This is a genomic window from Bacillus sp. FJAT-27251 (assembly GCF_001273925.1).
Lineage (GTDB): Bacteria > Bacillota > Bacilli > Bacillales > Cytobacillaceae > Mesobacillus_B.
Map to the genome: position 1 here is coordinate 4,810,321 of NZ_LIGG01000001.1, position 17,064 is coordinate 4,827,384.

Annotated in this window: 20 protein-coding genes and 1 other annotated feature; all 20 genes read right to left on the reverse strand. The window is 49.6% G+C overall.

Going from position 1 to position 17,064, the window contains the following annotated elements; all coding sequences use genetic code 11:
• Window positions 1-82 precede the first annotated feature (82 nt).
• The gene (gene pheA / locus ADU22_RS22815; protein ID WP_053364214.1) at window positions 83-931 is read right to left on the reverse strand and encodes a prephenate dehydratase; all 849 of its coding nucleotides are present in this window, start codon (window positions 929-931) and stop codon (window positions 83-85) included.
• Window positions 932-1,010: 79 nt separating this feature from the next.
• Window positions 1,011-1,463: a transcriptional regulator ThrR gene (gene thrR, locus ADU22_RS22820; RefSeq protein ID WP_053364215.1), complete on the reverse strand. Its 453-nt coding sequence runs from the start codon at window positions 1,461-1,463 to the stop codon at window positions 1,011-1,013.
• Window positions 1,464-1,478: 15 nt separating this feature from the next.
• Window positions 1,479-2,771: a GTPase ObgE gene (gene obgE / locus ADU22_RS22825; protein ID WP_053364216.1), complete on the reverse strand. Its 1,293-nt coding sequence runs from the start codon at window positions 2,769-2,771 to the stop codon at window positions 1,479-1,481.
• A gap of 51 nt (window positions 2,772-2,822) precedes the next feature.
• Complete coding sequence (locus ADU22_RS22830; RefSeq protein WP_053364217.1) at window positions 2,823-3,371, reverse strand: sporulation initiation phosphotransferase B; 549 nt, start codon at window positions 3,369-3,371, stop codon at window positions 2,823-2,825.
• 145 nt (window positions 3,372-3,516) lie between these two features.
• Complete coding sequence (gene rpmA, locus ADU22_RS22835) at window positions 3,517-3,810, reverse strand: 50S ribosomal protein L27 (protein WP_046526219.1); 294 nt, start codon at window positions 3,808-3,810, stop codon at window positions 3,517-3,519.
• On the reverse strand, window positions 3,811-4,155 hold the full coding sequence (locus ADU22_RS22840; RefSeq protein WP_053364218.1) for a ribosomal-processing cysteine protease Prp: 345 nt from the start codon (window positions 4,153-4,155) through the stop codon (window positions 3,811-3,813). It abuts the gene before it with no gap.
• An 11-nt stretch (window positions 4,156-4,166) separates the two neighbouring features.
• Complete coding sequence (rplU, locus tag ADU22_RS22845; protein WP_053364219.1) at window positions 4,167-4,475, reverse strand: 50S ribosomal protein L21; 309 nt, start codon at window positions 4,473-4,475, stop codon at window positions 4,167-4,169.
• Window positions 4,476-4,489: 14 nt separating this feature from the next.
• Window positions 4,490-4,567 (reverse strand) — a sequence feature (ribosomal protein L21 leader region).
• A gap of 161 nt (window positions 4,568-4,728) precedes the next feature.
• Window positions 4,729-6,216 carry an Rne/Rng family ribonuclease gene (locus ADU22_RS22850; protein WP_053364220.1) on the reverse strand — a complete coding sequence of 496 codons (1,488 nt, stop codon included), beginning with the start codon at window positions 6,214-6,216 and terminating at the stop codon, window positions 4,729-4,731.
• Between the two features lie 90 nt (window positions 6,217-6,306).
• The gene (locus tag ADU22_RS22855; protein WP_053364221.1) at window positions 6,307-7,173 is read right to left on the reverse strand and encodes a M50 family metallopeptidase; all 867 of its coding nucleotides are present in this window, start codon (window positions 7,171-7,173) and stop codon (window positions 6,307-6,309) included.
• Entirely contained in the window at window positions 7,166-7,927 is a 762-nt protein-coding gene (locus tag ADU22_RS22860; protein ID WP_053364222.1) for a M23 family metallopeptidase, read from the reverse strand. The genes ADU22_RS22855 and ADU22_RS22860 overlap by 8 nt, the downstream gene beginning before the upstream one ends.
• 426 nt (window positions 7,928-8,353) lie before the next feature.
• Window positions 8,354-9,157, reverse strand: coding sequence for a septum site-determining protein MinD (gene minD, locus ADU22_RS22865; RefSeq protein WP_046526213.1), 804 nt, complete (start codon window positions 9,155-9,157; stop codon window positions 8,354-8,356).
• A 1-nt stretch (window position 9,158) separates the two neighbouring features.
• Window positions 9,159-9,836 (reverse strand): septum site-determining protein MinC, encoded by a 678-nt coding sequence (minC, locus tag ADU22_RS22870; protein WP_053364223.1) that lies wholly within the window; start codon window positions 9,834-9,836, stop codon window positions 9,159-9,161.
• 108 nt (window positions 9,837-9,944) lie between these two features.
• Window positions 9,945-10,463, reverse strand: coding sequence for a rod shape-determining protein MreD (gene mreD / locus ADU22_RS22875; RefSeq protein WP_053364224.1), 519 nt, complete (start codon window positions 10,461-10,463; stop codon window positions 9,945-9,947).
• Window positions 10,460-11,350, reverse strand: coding sequence for a rod shape-determining protein MreC (gene mreC, locus ADU22_RS22880; protein ID WP_053364225.1), 891 nt, complete (start codon window positions 11,348-11,350; stop codon window positions 10,460-10,462). Before mreC ends, mreD begins: the two co-directional genes overlap by 4 nt.
• Window positions 11,351-11,471: 121 nt before the next feature.
• Window positions 11,472-12,494, reverse strand: coding sequence for a rod shape-determining protein (locus ADU22_RS22885; protein WP_053364226.1), 1,023 nt, complete (start codon window positions 12,492-12,494; stop codon window positions 11,472-11,474).
• 150 nt (window positions 12,495-12,644) lie between these two features.
• Window positions 12,645-13,316, reverse strand: a complete 672-nt coding sequence (gene radC, locus ADU22_RS22890; protein ID WP_046526450.1) for a RadC family protein — start codon at window positions 13,314-13,316, stop codon at window positions 12,645-12,647.
• A 75-nt stretch (window positions 13,317-13,391) separates the two neighbouring features.
• The gene (locus ADU22_RS22895; protein ID WP_053364227.1) at window positions 13,392-13,964 is read right to left on the reverse strand and encodes a Maf family protein; all 573 of its coding nucleotides are present in this window, start codon (window positions 13,962-13,964) and stop codon (window positions 13,392-13,394) included.
• A gap of 201 nt (window positions 13,965-14,165) precedes the next feature.
• Complete coding sequence (locus ADU22_RS22900; RefSeq protein WP_053364228.1) at window positions 14,166-15,188, reverse strand: SPOR domain-containing protein; 1,023 nt, start codon at window positions 15,186-15,188, stop codon at window positions 14,166-14,168.
• Window positions 15,189-15,463: 275 nt separating this feature from the next.
• Window positions 15,464-16,276, reverse strand: a complete 813-nt coding sequence (locus ADU22_RS22905; RefSeq protein WP_053364229.1) for a hypothetical protein — start codon at window positions 16,274-16,276, stop codon at window positions 15,464-15,466.
• Entirely contained in the window at window positions 16,273-17,061 is a 789-nt protein-coding gene (locus ADU22_RS22910) for a PilN family protein (RefSeq protein ID WP_053364230.1), read from the reverse strand. The genes ADU22_RS22905 and ADU22_RS22910 overlap by 4 nt, the downstream gene beginning before the upstream one ends.
• Window positions 17,062-17,064 lie beyond the last annotated feature (3 nt).

A 17,064-nucleotide genomic window follows, 5' to 3' on the forward strand; every position in this document is an offset into this window, starting at 1 on the left:
CACATTGAACCATCCCGAGCGTACATAACACCAACCCAAACAAAAAACCCGCACTCAAAACATTTGGAGTGCGGGTTTTACTTTACAGCTTATAGGACGGGTAGCTTCCGAGCACCTTCACCGAACAGCCGAGTGCTTCGAGTTCGGCTATTGCACCCGGAATCAGGACTTCATCCATGGCCATTTCAATATCAATGATGAAAAAGTAGTTTCCAAGCCCGGTTTTAGTTGGACGCGACTCGATCTTTGACAAGTTCAGGTTACGCCAGGAAAACGCKGACAGCACCTGGTGCAGGGCCCCTGTACGGTCCGAAGGAAGTGTAACGACAAGCGTGGTCTTAAAGCTATTTTCCTTCAACTCAGTCTTCAGCGGAGCGTTTTCGTCACGTGACACGACAATAAACCGGGTATGATTGTGATCATAATCGTGTATGTTCTCCCTGACGATGGTCAGTTCATATTCCAATGCGGCCAATCCATTTGCGATTGCCGCAATGTTCTGTTCCGGATGTTCCCTCACGTATTGGGCCGCCGCCGCTGTGGACGTCATCCTTTCGCTTCGGACTCCCTTCAGTTCGCGATGCAGGAACTTGTGGCATTGCGCCAGCGCGTGGGAGTGGCTCAATATCAGTTCTGTATTCAGCCAATTTTCCAAATTCTCGGGATGCACCATCAGATGCTGCTGAATCGGCGCGGTTGCTTCTCCAACAATAAAAAGCGGTACTTCATGGATCAAATAATCCAGCGTAATATTGACTGAACCTTCAAGCGCATTTTCAATTGGCACAAGAGCCAAGTCGACGGAGCCTTCAGCGGCAGAATCAATACATTCAGGAATGGTCACATATGGTACCGATTCTACTCCCTTAAAAAGATGGCGTACAGCCAAATCTGTAAACGTGGCCACTGGCCCCAAATATCCTATTTTCACCTTAACTCACTCCCTAGTATGTAAAACAGTGCGGAGCCTGCCCTCTAAATGGCAGGCTATCCGCACTTTTCTCTGTATTTCAGGCGCCGGAGCCCAGGACTTCGACTTTATCGACGAATTCCAGGCGCCGGAGCTTGGCGAGCAGTTCATCCATCTCCACCGTCATCTCGGAAACATTCAGGCTGAGCGTCACATTGGCCCTGCCCTGAAGCGGGATGGTCTGGTGGATGGTCAGAACATTGCAGCCGGAAGTCGCGACGATTCCCAGCAGCTGTGATAAAGTGCCGGAGCGGTCTTCCAGATGGAAAAACAGCGTGATGATCCGCTCCTTCACCACTGTGTGAAACGGAAAAACGGTGTCGCGGTATTTGTAAAACGCACTTCGGCTTAAATCGACGCGCTGGACCGCATCCCATACGGATTCCGCTTTCCCGCGGTCGATCATCTCTTTCGCATCGAGCGTTTTCTTCATTGCCTCCGGAAGCACATCTTCCCTGACAAGATAAAATTTCTTATCAAAATGGTTCTTCATTTCCCCACCCCGTGGTTATTCCACAAACTCGAATTCATATTTGAGGATCCTTACTGTATCCCCATCCTTCGCTCCTCTTTCCCTCAGTGCGTCATCAATGCCCATGCCGCGCATTTGCCGCGCAAACTTGCGTGTTGACTCTTCGCTGGCAAAATTCGTCATCTTGAACAGCTTCTCAATCGTTTCGCCGGCAATGACAAAAGTGCCATCCGGATCTCTTGTGATGGTGAATTTATCCTGGTCTTCTTCATGCTTGTACACCACGCGGTTGACACCCAATTCTTCTTCGACTTCCTCATAAAGCGGGAATTCAGGCGTCTTCTCGATAAGGTCGGCGATCGCAAACAGCAGGTCGCGCAGCCCTTCTCTTGTAAACGCGGAAATCGGGAATACAGGATGATCCTCTGTCAGCCTTTCTTTAAAAGCCTTCAGGTTTTCTTCCGCATCCGGCATGTCCATCTTGTTGGCCACGATGATTTGCGGCCGCTCGGAAAGCCTGAGATTGTACTCCCCAAGCTCCTTGTTGATGATGAGATAGTCCTCGAAAGGATCGCGTCCCTCGACAGCCGCCATGTCAATGACGTGGACGATGACTCTTGTCCGTTCAATATGCCTCAGGAACTGGTGTCCAAGGCCAACCCCGGAATGGGCGCCTTCAATCAGCCCCGGCAAATCGGCCATGACAAAGCTGCGGCCGTCTTCCGTCTCTACCATGCCAAGGTTCGGCACGATGGTTGTAAAATGGTACTCGGCAATTTTTGGCCTCGCTGCCGATACAACGGAAAGCAAAGTCGATTTCCCGACACTAGGGAAGCCGACAAGGCCTACATCGGCAAGCAGCTTCAATTCAAGGACAACATCGCGCTCCTGGCCTGGTTCCCCGTTTTCCGAAAGCTCCGGAGCCGGGTTGGCAGGAGTGGCAAAGCGGCTGTTTCCGCGGCCTCCGCGCCCGCCGCGGGCAATGACCGCCCGCTGGCCGTGCTCGGTCAGGTCGGCAATGACTTCTCCCGACCCGGCATCCGTCACTACGGTGCCAGGCGGAACTTTTACAACCATATCCTTTGCATTCTTCCCGTGCTGGTTCTTCGACATTCCGTGTTCTCCGCGCGGGGCCTTGAAGTGGCGCTGGTAGCGGAAATCCATCAGCGTCCGCAAACCTTCCTCCACCTCGAAGACAACATTGGCTCCCTTGCCGCCGTCACCGCCTGCCGGTCCTCCGTTCGGAACATATTTCTCGCGGCGGAAAGCAACCATTCCGTTACCGCCGTCGCCGCCTTTTACGTATATTTTTACCTGATCGACAAACATATGTTTAAATACCACCTGTCCTAAATTGTTTAGTATGCCATTTTTATTCCATTATTCCCCCTGGATTGGCATTGTAAAAACTTCAATTGAAAGCTCGTCTTCTGTTGCAGCCGCCACCTGGACAGTCATGGACGGAGCAGCAGCACGTTCCAAAAAGCTCATAAGGGAAGTATTGTCTGTTATTATCCCGCTAAAATCAAAAAAGAAACGGATCCCGTCTTCTCCCGGTTCAATTGTCACCGACAAATAGTTTTCCTGGAATTTTTCAATCGAGTCATCCAGGGCGTCGAACAGCCCTTCTGTCCATGACGCAAGCAGCTGATCATCTAGCAAATGAACATTCGGAGATTCGGTTACCTCATATTCAATCTGAAATGAATGGTTTTCCCAATTGCAGGTTAACAGTGATGAGGCGAATTGAGGGAGGTTTAGATTTGTCAGCTTCGTTTCCTGCCTGGCTTCGATAATAATTTCATCAATTATTTCCTTTACCCTGTCCACTTTGTCCAATGCCAGATTGCCTTTGATCAATTGAAGTTTGTTCAGCCAGTCATGGCGGGCATGGCGCAGAACGGACAGCGTGTCCCACTCTTTTTTCATAAAACGCTCCTAATCATCATCCTTTTTGTTAGTATAACAAAAAAGTTCCAAAAGGTAAGCAATATTAGGTTCAAAATGCAAGGCTTGGAAATAAAAAAGGGAAAAAGAAAACCCCAACCGTCTGGTCAGGGTTTCCTGAAGTATCTTAAGCTTCCTGTGCAGCTGGGTAGACACTTACTTGCTTCTTGTCGCGGCCAAGGCGCTCGAATTTTACAACGCCGTCAACTTTCGCGAAAAGAGTGTCGTCGCCACCTTTACCCACGTTCACACCTGGGTAAATCTTTGTTCCGCGCTGACGGTAAAGGATAGATCCGCCAGTTACGAATTGACCGTCCGCACGCTTAGCGCCAAGACGCTTCGCGATGGAGTCACGACCGTTCTTTGTAGAACCTACTCCCTTTTTGGATGCGAATAATTGAAGATCCAATTTCAATAACATTTATTCCACCTCCTGCTTTTTGAAGGTAATCTTTATGTGTTCTCGATAATTTTCCTCAATCGTCTGCAATGAGACAACCATTCCCTCGAAAAGAAGCTGAACTTTCTCATATGTGCTTTCCTGAATCTCTTCCGGAAGAGTACAGCGGAGAAAGCCGTCTTCATCATGATCGATTACGGGAGTGATGCCGGTTAGGGCATGCACGGCATTGATGGCACCGACAGAGACAGCGGATACGCCTGCACAGACAATATCCTGGCCCCGCTCGGCGAAAAATGCATGGCCGCTGATGGCAAACGAATGAATGGCACCGGATTTTGTACGATAAATCACAGCGTCTATCATCTTAAGCCGCCTTAGGCATTGATTGCTTCAATGACAACTTTTGTGTAAGGCTGACGATGACCTTGCTTTTTACGCTGGTTTTTCTTCGCCTTGTACTTGAAAACGACGATTTTCTTTTGACGGCCTTGCTTTTCTACCTTAGCGGTAACAGTAGCGCCTTCAACAACCGGGCTTCCTACCTTCACGTTATCGCCACCTACGAAAAGAACCTTGTCAAAAGTAACCGTTTCGCCTGCTTCAGCGTTAAGCTTTTCGATATAGATTGCTTGTCCCTGCTCTACACGAATTTGCTTGCCGCCTGTTTCAATAATTGCGTACATCCAAATGCACCTCCTCTTAGACTCAGACTCGCCATCCACAGGCGTTTGCCGAAGCAAAACTTACAACCTGTTCTGAGCGGTTGTAGCACGGGTGCGCTACAAACATAACATAAAAATACTACCACGCAGCCCCGTTTCTGTCAACGCCATACCCACAATTTTTTGCTTCACCACACTAAACGGTGAAACGGTGCCTGACCCCCGCCGCTTTAAAGCGGCGGGGGTCAGGCACCGTTTCGTGCATTAACGCAAGTCAGCCTAATCGAAGGTCGGCTTTGGCAGACAGGTCTGCCTTTGTGCCAAGCTGGCGGATGCTGTAGTCAGGCTTTGGTGCCGCCAATTCCGTGAAATAGATGTTCAGGCCAATGGCTTCCTCCATCCTTGCCAGATGAACCTGGCCCGGTCCGGCAAACACTTTCGCCACGTCTGTTGTGGCGGCAACCAGCACGGCTTCATAATCGGAAGCTCGGTATTCCCACAGCTCCCGTTCGAGCCGGAAAGCAATGGTTTCCGTGCTCAACACCCTTCCTGTCCCGCTGCAGACCCGGCAGCTTTCCGTTAAGGCCTCACCCAGCGACAGCTTCGTTTTTTTTCGTGTCAGCTGCAGGATTCCCAGCGAAGTGAAACCGGCAATCCTGGTCCGCCGCCCATCTCCGGAAAGGCTCTTTTCAAAAGCCGCGAGCACCGCCTCCCTGTCTGCCTCCTGCTTCATATCAATGAAATCAACGAGTATCATGCCGCCAAGGTCGCGCAGCTTCAGCTGGCGGGCAATTTCGGCCGCAGCCAGCTTGTTGGTTTTCAKGACGGTTTCACGCAAATCGGTTTTCCCGGAGAACTTTCCGGTGTTCACGTCGACAATCGTCAAGGCTTCTGCTTCATCAAAAATCAAATAGGCGCCAGTTTCAAGCCAGACAACCCGCTTCAACGCCCGCTCAATTTCCTTTTCAATACCGTACGCCGAAAAGATGCTTTCGGAGTGCTGATGGTATAAAAGGGAAAGGCCTTTCCCTCCGGCCAGCTCCTCCAGCCTTTTCTTCAGTGCCTGGTCATCAAGAATGACCTCGCCGCTTTTCATCTTCTCCAGTTCCGCTGCCAGCTCCTCATAGAAGAAATCCCGGGCCAACACAAGCCCCGGCTTCTTCATGCCCTTCGCCTTTGCCTCCAGCTCCCCATACAGCGCCCGCAGCCTTTCAAGCTGCGAGCGGAGGCTGCCCTCACTCCTGGAAGCGGCCGATGTCCGGATGATCAAGCCTTCTTCTTCCCTTTTAATCTCTGTTCCCAGCCCGCGCAGCTTCTGCCTGCTGTCAGGGTCGGCAATTTTCTTGGACACTGCCGTATACTTCCCGGCAGGCAGATAGATCAGGTCATCGCCCGGCAGTTCAATTAGCGCCGTCAGCTTAGCCCCTTTCGTTCCGGCTGCATCTTTTTCCACCTGGACAAGCAGCTTTTCTCCCTGATGCAGATAATKGGTTATGCTCCGATTGGCTTTTTCCTCTTTGGCCCTGCTGTCGAGGACAAAGGAAGGCAGCTTATCCCGAAACAGGAAACCGCTCTTCTCTTCGCCAAACTGGACAAAGGCCGCATTCATGCCCGGCACCACTTTCTCCACCGTACCAAGATACACATTGCCGACAAGCGACTGCTGTGATGGCTGTTCAATATATAGGCGTTCTGGCTTCCCATTTTTTAGAAGCGCAAACCGTTTTTCCCGTGTTGTATGTTGAATGATCAATCTGTTCAAGGCAAACTTCCCCGCTTTATAAAAGAAATAAGCAGGGACTTAATGATCCCCGCTTTCCTATTATCCTATTTTAACTGGAAAAATTGCAAATTAGTACGTGTATACAAGGTCGCCGATTTTCGCCTGCAAATGCTTTTCGGCAAAATAGGCATGAAGGAGTTCGTTTTCATCAAGGGCCGCTTCGGTTCCGTTCTTCCTTTTAACAATCACCTGATGCTTGCAGCCGCGCTGGAACTTTTCCAGCACGGAAGCGACTTCTTCCTCCTCTGAAACATTGATGTTTTTCAAAAGCCGGAACTCCCCATTGTTTCCGTAATATCTTTCCATTAAAAAGCGAAGAAACACGTAGCGGCGCTGTCTATATTCATAATGCAGCGTGAAAGCAAGGAAGCCGAGGATGACCAGCACATTCAGGGTGAACGGAGCAGCCACCAGGATGGCCAGGGCAAAAAATGCCAGCACTCCCCACGAAACCAGAATGGTCTTCACATGTGCCTCCGGAAAGGGTTTCTTCACGCTTAGCAGCAGAAAAACCAGCTTTCCGCCATCCAGCGGCCAGACTGGCAAAAGGTTGAACAACAGCACCATCAGGTTGAATTCATGAAATCGTACATGCCAATAGTCCGGCAGCACTCCAGCCTGGTACAGGGCGAAAGCCAAGCCAGCCAACCAAACATGCTGCAGCGGGCCGGCCGCGACCACAATGCTTTCTTCAAAGAGGGAACGATTCCCGTGTTCATCCATTTCTGCCACCCCGCCAAATGGCAGCAGCGAAATCTTCCTGATTCTCCACGAAAAAAAAGAAGCCGCTCCTGCATGCCCCATCTCATGGATAAAAATGATCAGCAGCAGGAGGGACAGTTCGACAAAGTGGGCGGTCGCCACCGCAATGCCAGCCACAGCCCACAGCAAAGGATGAATATGGACCTTCTTCAGAAGGCTGACGGCTTTATTCAAACCTGATCACTCCTATGGGATCTACAAAATCATCGCCTTTTTTTATGGCAAAATAGAAGGTTCCCTTCTCGCCGTCAGGGACAGCCGTCGCTTTGCCAACCTTGGCTCCAGCATCGATATACTCGTACACATTCACTTCAAAATCGCTTAGATTGCCGTACCAGGTTTCACTTTTATCGCCATGCTGGACGATGATCGTCTTGCCAAAGCCATCCTTTGTGCCGACAAAGGTGACAAGGCCTTCGTTCATCGCTTCCACCGAAGCATCCTTTCCGGTCTCAATCGTGATTTTCTGGCCATTATCGCCAAAATCCTCGAGGATCCTTCCGGACGCCGGCAAAGCATACTGCGTGCCATCATTGGTGGTGTTCTCCTGCGGCGCTTCAGGAGTTTTGACCGGCAAAAGCGCGAGCGGCTTGCCAAACTGTTTCTCATACCAATCCGAGACAGCCGCAAACTGGAACTCTGTTTCCATCGTCTTGGCTACAAACTGCTTTACGGGCTCTGTGCGTCCACCTTCACTGCGGAACACAATCGCGACAATCAGGACCAGACAGGCAGAAGCCAGGATCTTGAACAGGAAAATTTCCTTCTTAAACAATGGATGAACGCTGTCGCCCGGTCCTGCATCATAAGACGGCAGCCGTTCGTAGCCGTAAAGCTCTTCCGCATTCGGCAGCGTCCGGTCTCCACGCTCCCTTTCCCTTTTACGCTTGGCCATTCGTTTCCGGATATCATCAGCTCTTGTCCCCATGTTCCCCACCATTCCCTTTTGGACAGTTTGTACAAATGTATGAGGGAGGAGGGACAAGTATGACAGGAGTTTATTTAAGAGGAGGGTGCTTGTTGAGTGGAGATGGGTATTCGGACTTGATTCGGAATTTTTGTTGTAACGCTGTCCGAATATAGATGGTATTCGGATTCGATTCGGAATTTTTGTCGTCCCGTTGTCCGAATGTAGATGGTATTCGGACTCGTTGACGTTCTTTCGTTCGTCTCCTGTCCGAATGAGCCCTCCATTCGGACTCCATCTCCCTCTTTCCTTCTCCTCCTGTCCGAATGGGCCCTCCATTCGGACTCCATCTCGCCATTTCTTCGGAGAGATGTCCGAATCAAGCTCCCCCACCCTACAAGAAATCAGCAAATTAAAAAGCCCCGGATTCCCTCCAGGGCTGTGTGGTTAACGGACGCCAAAGAAACGCTTGATTTTGCTGAACATTCCTTTGTCTTGTGTATCCAGTTGCTGCAGGGGAACGGATTCGCCGAGGATGCGGCGGGCGATGTTCCGGTAGGCAATGGAAGCTTTGCTGTTTGGGTTCATGACAATCGGCTCGCCGTGGTTGGAAGCCCTGATGACTTCATCGTCATCGGCAACGATGCCGATCAGATCAATGGAAAGATGGGTCGTGATTTCATCCACATCGAGCATATCCCCGTTCTTCATCATGTGGCTGCGGATTCGGTTGATGACCAGCTTTGGCGACTCCACATGTTCTTCTTTTTCAATCAGCCCGATGATTCGGTCGGCGTCGCGCACTGCTGATACTTCCGGCGTGGTAACGACGATGGCCTTGTCTGCACCGGCAACGGCATTCTTGTATCCCTGCTCGATCCCGGCAGGGCAGTCGATAATGATATAATCGTAGTCTTGCTTCAGTTCATCCACCAGCTTTTTCATCTGCTCCGGCTCAACGGCGTTCTTGTCGGTCGTCTGCGCAGCAGGCAGAAGATAAAGCTTGTCATCGAAGCGCTTGTCTTTCACAAGGGCCTGATGGATCTTGCACCGCCCCTGGATGACATCCACAAGATCGTAGATGATGCGGTTTTCAAGGCCCATGACCACGTCAAGGTTCCGAAGCCCGATATCTGTATCAATTAGGCAGACTCTCTTGCCTTGCAGGGCCAAGGCGGTCCCAATATTGGCTGAAGTCGTCGTCTTGCCGACCCCGCCTTTTCCTGATGTTATAACGATTGCTTCTCCCACTCTAGCGGCCTCCTTCAAATCTTGCCAAATTAGGTCTTTTATTCATCAACACTTGCAATCTATCAACAATGATCTGGCTGTCGCCGGAAACATAGGCACATTCCATGATCCGTCCGTCCTCCTCGCTCTGGTCGGGCGAGCGGCTGATAAATTCGCTGATCCGCAGCTGCGAAGGCTTCATCACCGATGCTGCGATGACCGCCTCGGTATTGCCATTGCAGCCGGCGTGGGCAATGCCCTTAAGGGTGCCCATGATGAAGATATTGCCTCCTGCCTTGACCGTTCCGCCAGGGTTGACATCGCCAATCAGAAGCAAATCCCCCTCCACTTCGATAACCTGTCCGGAGCGGATGACGCGCGCCATGGAAACAACCTCATTCTCCGATTTCAGCTGCTGCGCTTCCTCCCTGGTGAGGACGTTCGTTTCAATTTCCTCGACAATCAGATTGCGCTTCTGCCGGATCAAATCTTTTAGTTCTTCCTGCTGCTTCGCATCAAGATAGCGGTTCCCCACCGTAACCTTTACGGTAAGCAGCTTATCCTCTTCCTGCACCCGGCTCGAGTTGGACAGCTTGCGGTCGAGTTCTTTTTTTAGTTCATCGAACGAGCAAGTATCATCGAGATGGAGCGTCAGTCCGTCTTTAGTCCCTTTTATTGTCACATTTTGCGTTTTATTCATACAGGATGTTCACCTCAACTGTAAAAGAAATTCGACATATGCCACGCAAATTCCTTTTTTTAATGGCGGAGGAATGATTTTTTTCCACTCTCCTCCGCCCTGGCTGTATCAGTCATTCCGCAGCGAATCGGCAAATTTCTCAAATTGCCGCTTGAATGGATAGGCAAAAAGCAGGATAAAGCTAAAATTCAATATCAAGGTTGGAATCAGCCGTATTTTGGCAAAGCTTGAAAAATCCATATTGGCAATATGGATTAACAGATTCATCAGATAGACACCCGATTCGAGCAAGGCTACACAGATGATGGCAACGACCGAGACAACAACAATATTGGTGTCGACCAATCTCATGATATTCCAAAAGATGTAGACAGCCAGAGGGAACATAAACAAATAGATTCCGATGATTTCGGTGTAGACCATATCAAACATCAGCCCAAAAATGAAGCCATACACGATGCCGTGCTTCATGCTGCCATAAATAGACAGGAAAAGCAGTGCTATAATCAAAAAACGGGGCACGAAAATATAGTCGCCGTTGAACCAATCTGCTGGCCAGAGCTGGGCAAACAGGCCCTCGAACACGAACAGGAAAGCCAAAAGAAGGGGGACTAGATAACGCTTCACAAGTTTTCCCCCTCAGCTTCTTCATTGTTTTCAGATTCTGCAGGCATGGTCATGCCTCTTGTAAGGATCATGACATGCTCGATATTGTAAAGGTCGGCTTCAGGCTTCACATAGGCCGTCTGGTTCAGGCCAAATTCATCCGGCACAACTTCATGGACCTTGCCGATCGGCACGTCCGCAGGGAAGACGCCTCCGAGACCCGAAGTAATCACATTTTCCCCTTCTTTTATTTCCGCATCAATCGGGAGGCCTTTAAGCAAAAGCCATTCATTTTCCTTGTCATAGCCCTCGATTGTTCCATACAGCGGTTTTTCTTTGCCTTGAACCGCAGCGGAAATCCGGTTGGTAGGGTCAAGGGCGCTTAGCAGCTGCACCGTTGAAGTGAATGGGGTCGTACTTTTCACTTTCCCGATGAGGCCCCTTGAAGTCATCACGGCCATATTCTTTTCGACGCCGTGTGATTTCCCCTTATTGATGATGATCATTTCATGCCAGAGCCGGTCGGGGCTGCGGGAAATGATCGTAGCCTGCATCGGCTCGTAATCACCAAGGGATCCCTCAATTTCGAGAATTTCCTTCAGTTCGGCATTTTCCCTTTCCAGCGAGTAAAGCTTTGCCTCAGTCCTGGCGATATCGTCCAAATGTTTCTTCAACTCTTTGTTTTCTTCGTATGTATTTTGCAAGTCTTTGAGGCTTTCAAAAAAGCCGGCAACATAATGGGCCGGCCGGGAAACCATGGATTGAACCAAGCCTGTTGTGTCTTTCACAAACTGCTCGGGCCAGGTCAACTCTTCCCGGTCCCTGAGTGAGAACCCAATCAATGCCACGAGGATAATAATGCTGACAAGCAAAATAATCAGGCGTTTATTAAGGAAAAACTGTGGCATGATTATTTTACACCTCTTATATTGAAAAGTTTAATGAAGATTTCATTCTTTACCCTAAAATCACAAGGCAAATTCCTTCAAAGGACTGGAATTTGCCTTGGCCGGGTTGATAACATGCAGATTAGCGGGATTCTTTTGCCTTTGTCTTAAACAGGTCGATATGCTCAAGGGCTTTTCCGGTGCCTATGGCCACGCAGTCAAGCGGATCTTCGGCAATCAGGACAGGCATTTTTGTTTCTTCGGCAATCACCTTGTCAAGGTTGCGCAGCAAAGCTCCGCCTCCTGTAAGCACAATGCCTCGGTCCATAATGTCAGCCGCCAGCTCAGGCGGTGTGTTTTCAAGCGTCAATTTAACCGCGTCGACAATCGCGTACACCGTATCATGAAGGGCGCCTGAAATCTCCTCTGCGGTAATTTCAATTGTTTTTGGCAGTCCGGTCAGCAAGTCGCGTCCGCGGATTTCCATATTCTCAATGCCTTCAGGGTTTCCAGCGGCACCGATTTCCATCTTGATCGCTTCCGCTGTACGCTCCCCGATCATAAGATTGTAATTTTTACGGATATAGTTGATGATGGCATCATCCATGTCGTCACCGGCAATGCGGATGGACTGGGATGTCACAATACCGCCAAGGGAAATGATTGCCACTTCCGTTGTTCCGCCGCCAATGTCGACAACCATGCTTCCGGTTGGCTCCCAAACTGGCAGGTTGGCGCCAATCGCAGCTGCAAACGGCTCTTCAATCGTAAAAGCGTCACGGGCGCCGGCCTGGCGAGTCGCATCGATGACCGCACGCTCTTCAACCGCCGTGATGCCGGATGGCACGCATACCATGACATACGGCTTGCCGGAGAACAAGCCTTTGTTCTTTGTCGCTTGCTTAATATAATACTTCATCATCGTTTCGGTTGTTTCATAGTCGGCAATCACGCCGTCCTTCATCGGACGGAGCGCCACAACATTCCCCGGAGTACGGCCGATCATGTTCTTGGCGTCATTTCCGACAGCGACAATCGATTTTGTGTCGGTCTGGAAAGCCACAACAGAGGGCTCCCTCAGAACGATTCCTTTTCCTTTTACAAAAATAAGCGTGTTTGCAGTCCCCAAGTCAATTCCCAGGTCTCTTGTCCCAATTCCTAGCATGGTTGTATCTCCCTTTCTTAAACAAAAAATGCTTTATAAACGGTATCTATGTTCAGCGGTGTCTATTATTATGCTGGCTGGTCCTGCAGATGCCTAGTCCGCAAAAACCGTAAGATATATTATATCCTAACAGCAACCAAAATCCTAGTATCAAACATAGCCTTTTTCCTTCAAGCTTACATATTTATTATCGCCGATGATCAGGTGGTCCAGCAAATCGATGCCTATCATTTTTCCGCATTCAACGAGCCTCCTGGTCACTTCGATGTCTTCCCGGCTTGGCGAAGCATCTCCGGAAGGATGGTTATGTGCGCAAATGATGGAAGCGGCCGAGCGGCGGATTGCTTCCTTATACACCTCCCTCGGATGCACGATGCTTGCGTTGAGGCTGCCGATAAAAATGGTCTGGCGATGGATGATCTGATTTTTGGTGTTGAGGTAGAGGCAGACAAAATGCTCCTGTGACAGGAACCTCATGTCATTCATCAGGTAATTCGCTCCATCTTCGGGAGAGCGAATCACATAGCGGTCATCATGTGTGTGCCCGGCAAGCCTTCTGCCGATTTCCACCGCTGCTAGCAGATGGATAGCCTTTGCCTTGCCGATCCCTTTTATCGCCGTCAGCTCTTCAAGAGTGGCATCCTTTAAAAGCCGGAGCCCCTCGAATTCGGCCAGCAGACGGTTGGCAAGCTGGAGCACTGATTCCTCCCTTGTGCCAGTGCCAAGGATGAGAGCGAGCAATTCATGGTTGGACAAACTTTGCGGACCGTTCTGAATGAACCGTTCCCGCGGCCGCTCGTTTTGCGGATAATCTTTTATCATAATTGAACTGTTTGGCAAGTCATTTCCTCCTATTTCTGTGCAGAAGGGAGCCTTCTATAGAAGAAACATGCGTAATCAATACGGAAGAACATAGCCAATATTCTTCAGTTCCCGCACCGTCCTTGAAACAGGAAGGCCGACCACTGTAAAATAATCGCCTGAAATTTTTCGGACGAGAAAGCTGCCAAATCCCTGGATTCCGTAACCCCCCGCCTTGTCAAACGGTTCTCCGCTTTGGATGTAGGTCTGGATTTCTTCATGGGATAGCTCCCAGAATGTCACATCCGTTTTTTCATAAAATAGCTTTTCATTGTCAGGAGCGATGATGTCTACACCTGTGTAGACAGCATGCGTCTTTCCGGAAAGCCTGTTCAGCATGCCATACGCTTCTTCGCTGTTTTCCGGCTTGCCGAGGATATCACCGTCCAGGACGACAACCGTATCGGAGCCGATCACAAAAGCATCAGGATGCTTTTCGGCCACAAATCGGGCTTTGCGTGCTGCCAATTCCATAACGGCCTCGGAAGGCGACAAATCGGGGCTGAAGCTTTCGTCTACATTGCTGCTGGAAATTTCAAACTGCAAGTGGAGATTTTCAAGAAGTTCTTTTCGTCGTGGAGAGGATGAGGCTAAAATAAGCTGCTGCATAGAATCACCTTTCATACATTTTGCTTTTTAGGGAGATACAGATTTATCGTAACAGAGTTCCTGCCATCCCACAATCATTAGCAGAGTCTGTGTGACAAAAAACTTCAGGGCCTGTCGAACCTTACGACAGACCCTGTTATTTTGTTGTATTTCCCAGAAAATATTCATGATAGGAAAGAAGACTCATTTCCGATTTTCGCGTTAATTCCCAAGCGACTGCCAGGATGCGAGGAAAGCGAGGTTCTCCTTTTGAAGCTTGCTTCTATCATTTTCCGATTTGGAAGTTTGGTAGGCTATAAAGGCGGAAGCTCCTTGCTCAAGGTGCTTTTTCACCGCGAGGACATCCTTATTATTGATGTTTTTTTCTTGTGCAGCTTGCAGAAGTTCGAGCTGATCTTCCGCTTTTTTGATAGCATCGGCATCTCCTGTACTGCTTACAAGTGTCTGAAATAGCTCGGGTGCGAGCTTCACAACTTCGCTTTCTTCCTTGGAAAGCTTGTCAATGGTACCTGGAGGAATCTCATGCGCACGGGAATACACTTCGGCTCCCCTGCTTTGCAGTTCGCTGCCGGTCGCTTTCGCTTCATCAAGCGATCCCGCTGCCGCCAAAAGGACGGCGTACTTGCCATTGGACGGCACACTTACCGCATTAAACCCTTTTCCTTCCAAATCCTTGACCGCCGCCTGAGCTAACTCCTGTGTAGAATAAACGCCGCCCTGGACAATGAATGCCGAAATCGCTGGCAGCTCCACACTTGCGGTACCTGTTCCTGATGGTGGTTTGGCCGTCTGGGCCGGCTGCTTTACGACAGGAGCAGCTTCCTGTTCAGGGCCTAATTTTACCGTATTTAAAACAATCAGGCCAAAGCCCACTCCAAGAACGACTGCGACGAGAACCGTCATGACAACCCGCGGGAGCACACCATTGAACTTGCCGCCCTTATTGATGGCAGGCAGGCGGACGCCTGTTTGCTTAGGCTTTTTCGGCGCCTTGGAGACAGGGTATTGGCTGGCTTCTTCCTTTTCTGAAGGCTCGGGCAAAATCCACTCAAAGACCTCTTCGGCAGGTTCCTTGCTTGCAGCCAGTTCGTTCCAGCTTGTTATTTTAGGCTTCGAAACTTCCTCTTCATGGCTTTTGGCGTTTTTATCCTGGTCGGCCTGGTCCTTTTTGTACGGGCGATCCTTGCCGTTGATTTTGATCGTAATACTTCTTTGCTTGTCCAAATGTAGTCCCCCCTAAGTCGGCGCATAAATTTGTTTCATCCTATCATATGCGCAAAAAAAAAGAACAAGACTTTTGTCGTCTTGTCCGGGAAGGATTTCGTCAAATTTTTTAATAGAAAAGGAGAAGGCCCCGTATAGCGACGTATGGACTGGAGCACGCCGACCGAGATAAAGGAAACACGAAGAGCGATAGCGATTCGATGTTGACTTATAGTAGGGAGGCGGGCGAAGTACACTAGTCGCTGGCGCCTGGAGCTGGACAACACAATAATACCTTAATCTGCCAGAGATTCTTTCGTCAAATCTGCTGAGGTAGCGAATGGGTTAACCTTATTTCCTGGAGCCGGCACTTCTAGCTCAGGCAGCTCGTCCTGAAGGTCTTCCAGCTTAGGCATATAAAAGGCGGCAAGCGTCAAAGAGTAGGACATTTCTTCCTTCTCTGTATCCAGGCTGGTCAGTTCGGCACCGCCGGAAAAGGCGACACTTTCAATGACAACCCTGCGATTCAGGCTCTCAAGCGCTTCGAGAAATTTCATCAGCTCGTTATAGCCAGGTGATTTAACAGCAATGGACACATTCAGCTTTTTAATCCCTTCCGGAAGAGGAACAGGCTCAGGCTGTTCTGCGTCTCCGGCTGCTTCTGCACCTTCTGTACCTTCAGCTCCCGCAGCCGTTTCAGTTGCTGCTTCACTCTCGGCCGCCGGCTCTCCGCCTTCTGCAGCTCCCTCGGCATTTTCATCCGTCCTCGGTGTAACCTCTCCCTCAGAAAAGCCCATGCTCGTAATAAAGCTGTCAGATACGACTTCGGCTTTATTCAAGTCGAGGATTAACTGTTCTAACTGCTGCTTGACCGGAACCTTTTTCTGCAATTCTGCCACACTCTCAGCAGACGGAGCGCTTACTCCTGCTACTTTTGTCTGGATTGCGGCAAGCAAGTCCTCCTCCGTCTTCAGCTGAACCTCTTTATTGCCAAGCTCGTTTTTTTTCGGACTTAAATATAAATAGTAGCCTCCTAGAAACATCAACCCTACTAAAATAACTGCAGACAGAAGAATCATCAGTTCCTTTTTTTCCAGTTTCAGGCTCATGATGGATTTCCTCCTTCAGAAGAGGCTACAGAACTTTTTTCCTTTTGCTGGCCATTGATATACTCGCGGTGCAGCTGCAGCTGGTAGGTACCGATATAGCGGGGCAGCAATTCCTTGTTTTTTTCTTCTACTGCCTTGCGAGTTTCTTCTGCATCCTTTTCAGCTACTTCGCTTTCAGTCTGATCATCCGAGTTTGATTCTTCACTATTTTCATCCTCAGTAGGTTGTGCATCGGTTTCTTTAGCTGGGGTTTCAGAGTTTTTCTCTGTCCCTTCTTCACCATCTGTTCCGCCAGAGGCAGTTTCAAGTTCGGCAGATGCAACCGAGCCCAGTGTGACCTCGGAGAACCACTCGGAGTTCAAGAGCGTTTTCAAATAGTAGGCAGCATCACGGCTTGTATCAAATTGAACCGTCAGGCTCACAGTCCCTGTTTCACTATAAGAGATATTTTGGATGAAGCCGCGCTTCGGCAAAAGACTTGTCACATGTTTAATGACAGGAACTGTTTTGAGCGGATCCTCACTGGCCCAATTGACGGCCGATTCCAGGACAGCGACCGAGTTTGAAGTCTGCACGGCCAGCACCTTTTCCTGCTCAATCTCCGCCAGCTGCTGCGTTGTGGTAATTTGCTCATCAAGAGAAGCTATTTGCTGGTTATAACTTTTCCCCTGCCAAAGCAGAAAAAATCCTGCCAGCGAAACCAACAGGAGGGCAGCCAGAAGAATGATGATGATCTTTATGTTTTTCTGTTCTTTTTTTGGCAGCAGGTTAATATCAACGAGCATAGC

What these genes read in the sequence shown, in the direction of transcription:
- thrR (WP_053364215.1), bottom strand. Translation starts at nt 1,463, where the DNA reads ATGAAGAACCATTTTGATAAGAAATTTTATCTTGTCAGGGAAGATGTG.
- obgE (WP_053364216.1), bottom strand. Translation starts at nt 2,771, where the DNA reads ATGTTTGTCGATCAGGTAAAAATATACGTAAAAGGCGGCGACGGCGGT.
- ADU22_RS22830 (WP_053364217.1), bottom strand. Translation starts at nt 3,371, where the DNA reads ATGAAAAAAGAGTGGGACACGCTGTCCGTTCTGCGCCATGCCCGCCAT.
- rpmA (WP_046526219.1), bottom strand. Translation starts at nt 3,810, where the DNA reads ATGTTATTGAAATTGGATCTTCAATTATTCGCATCCAAAAAGGGAGTA.
- ADU22_RS22840 (WP_053364218.1), bottom strand. Translation starts at nt 4,155, where the DNA reads ATGATAGACGCTGTGATTTATCGTACAAAATCCGGTGCCATTCATTCG.
- rplU (WP_053364219.1), bottom strand. Translation starts at nt 4,475, where the DNA reads ATGTACGCAATTATTGAAACAGGCGGCAAGCAAATTCGTGTAGAGCAG.
- ADU22_RS22860 (WP_053364222.1), bottom strand. Translation starts at nt 7,927, where the DNA reads ATGGGGACAAGAGCTGATGATATCCGGAAACGAATGGCCAAGCGTAAA.
- minC (WP_053364223.1), bottom strand. Translation starts at nt 9,836, where the DNA reads ATGAATAAAACGCAAAATGTGACAATAAAAGGGACTAAAGACGGACTG.
- mreC (WP_053364225.1), bottom strand. Translation starts at nt 11,350, where the DNA reads ATGCCACAGTTTTTCCTTAATAAACGCCTGATTATTTTGCTTGTCAGC.
- ADU22_RS22885 (WP_053364226.1), bottom strand. Translation starts at nt 12,494, where the DNA reads ATGCTAGGAATTGGGACAAGAGACCTGGGAATTGACTTGGGGACTGCA.
- radC (WP_046526450.1), bottom strand. Translation starts at nt 13,316, where the DNA reads ATGATAAAAGATTATCCGCAAAACGAGCGGCCGCGGGAACGGTTCATT.
- ADU22_RS22895 (WP_053364227.1), bottom strand. Translation starts at nt 13,964, where the DNA reads ATGCAGCAGCTTATTTTAGCCTCATCCTCTCCACGACGAAAAGAACTT.
- ADU22_RS22905 (WP_053364229.1), bottom strand. Translation starts at nt 16,276, where the DNA reads ATGAGCCTGAAACTGGAAAAAAAGGAACTGATGATTCTTCTGTCTGCA.
- ADU22_RS22910 (WP_053364230.1), bottom strand. Translation starts at nt 17,061, where the DNA reads ATGCTCGTTGATATTAACCTGCTGCCAAAAAAAGAACAGAAAAACATA.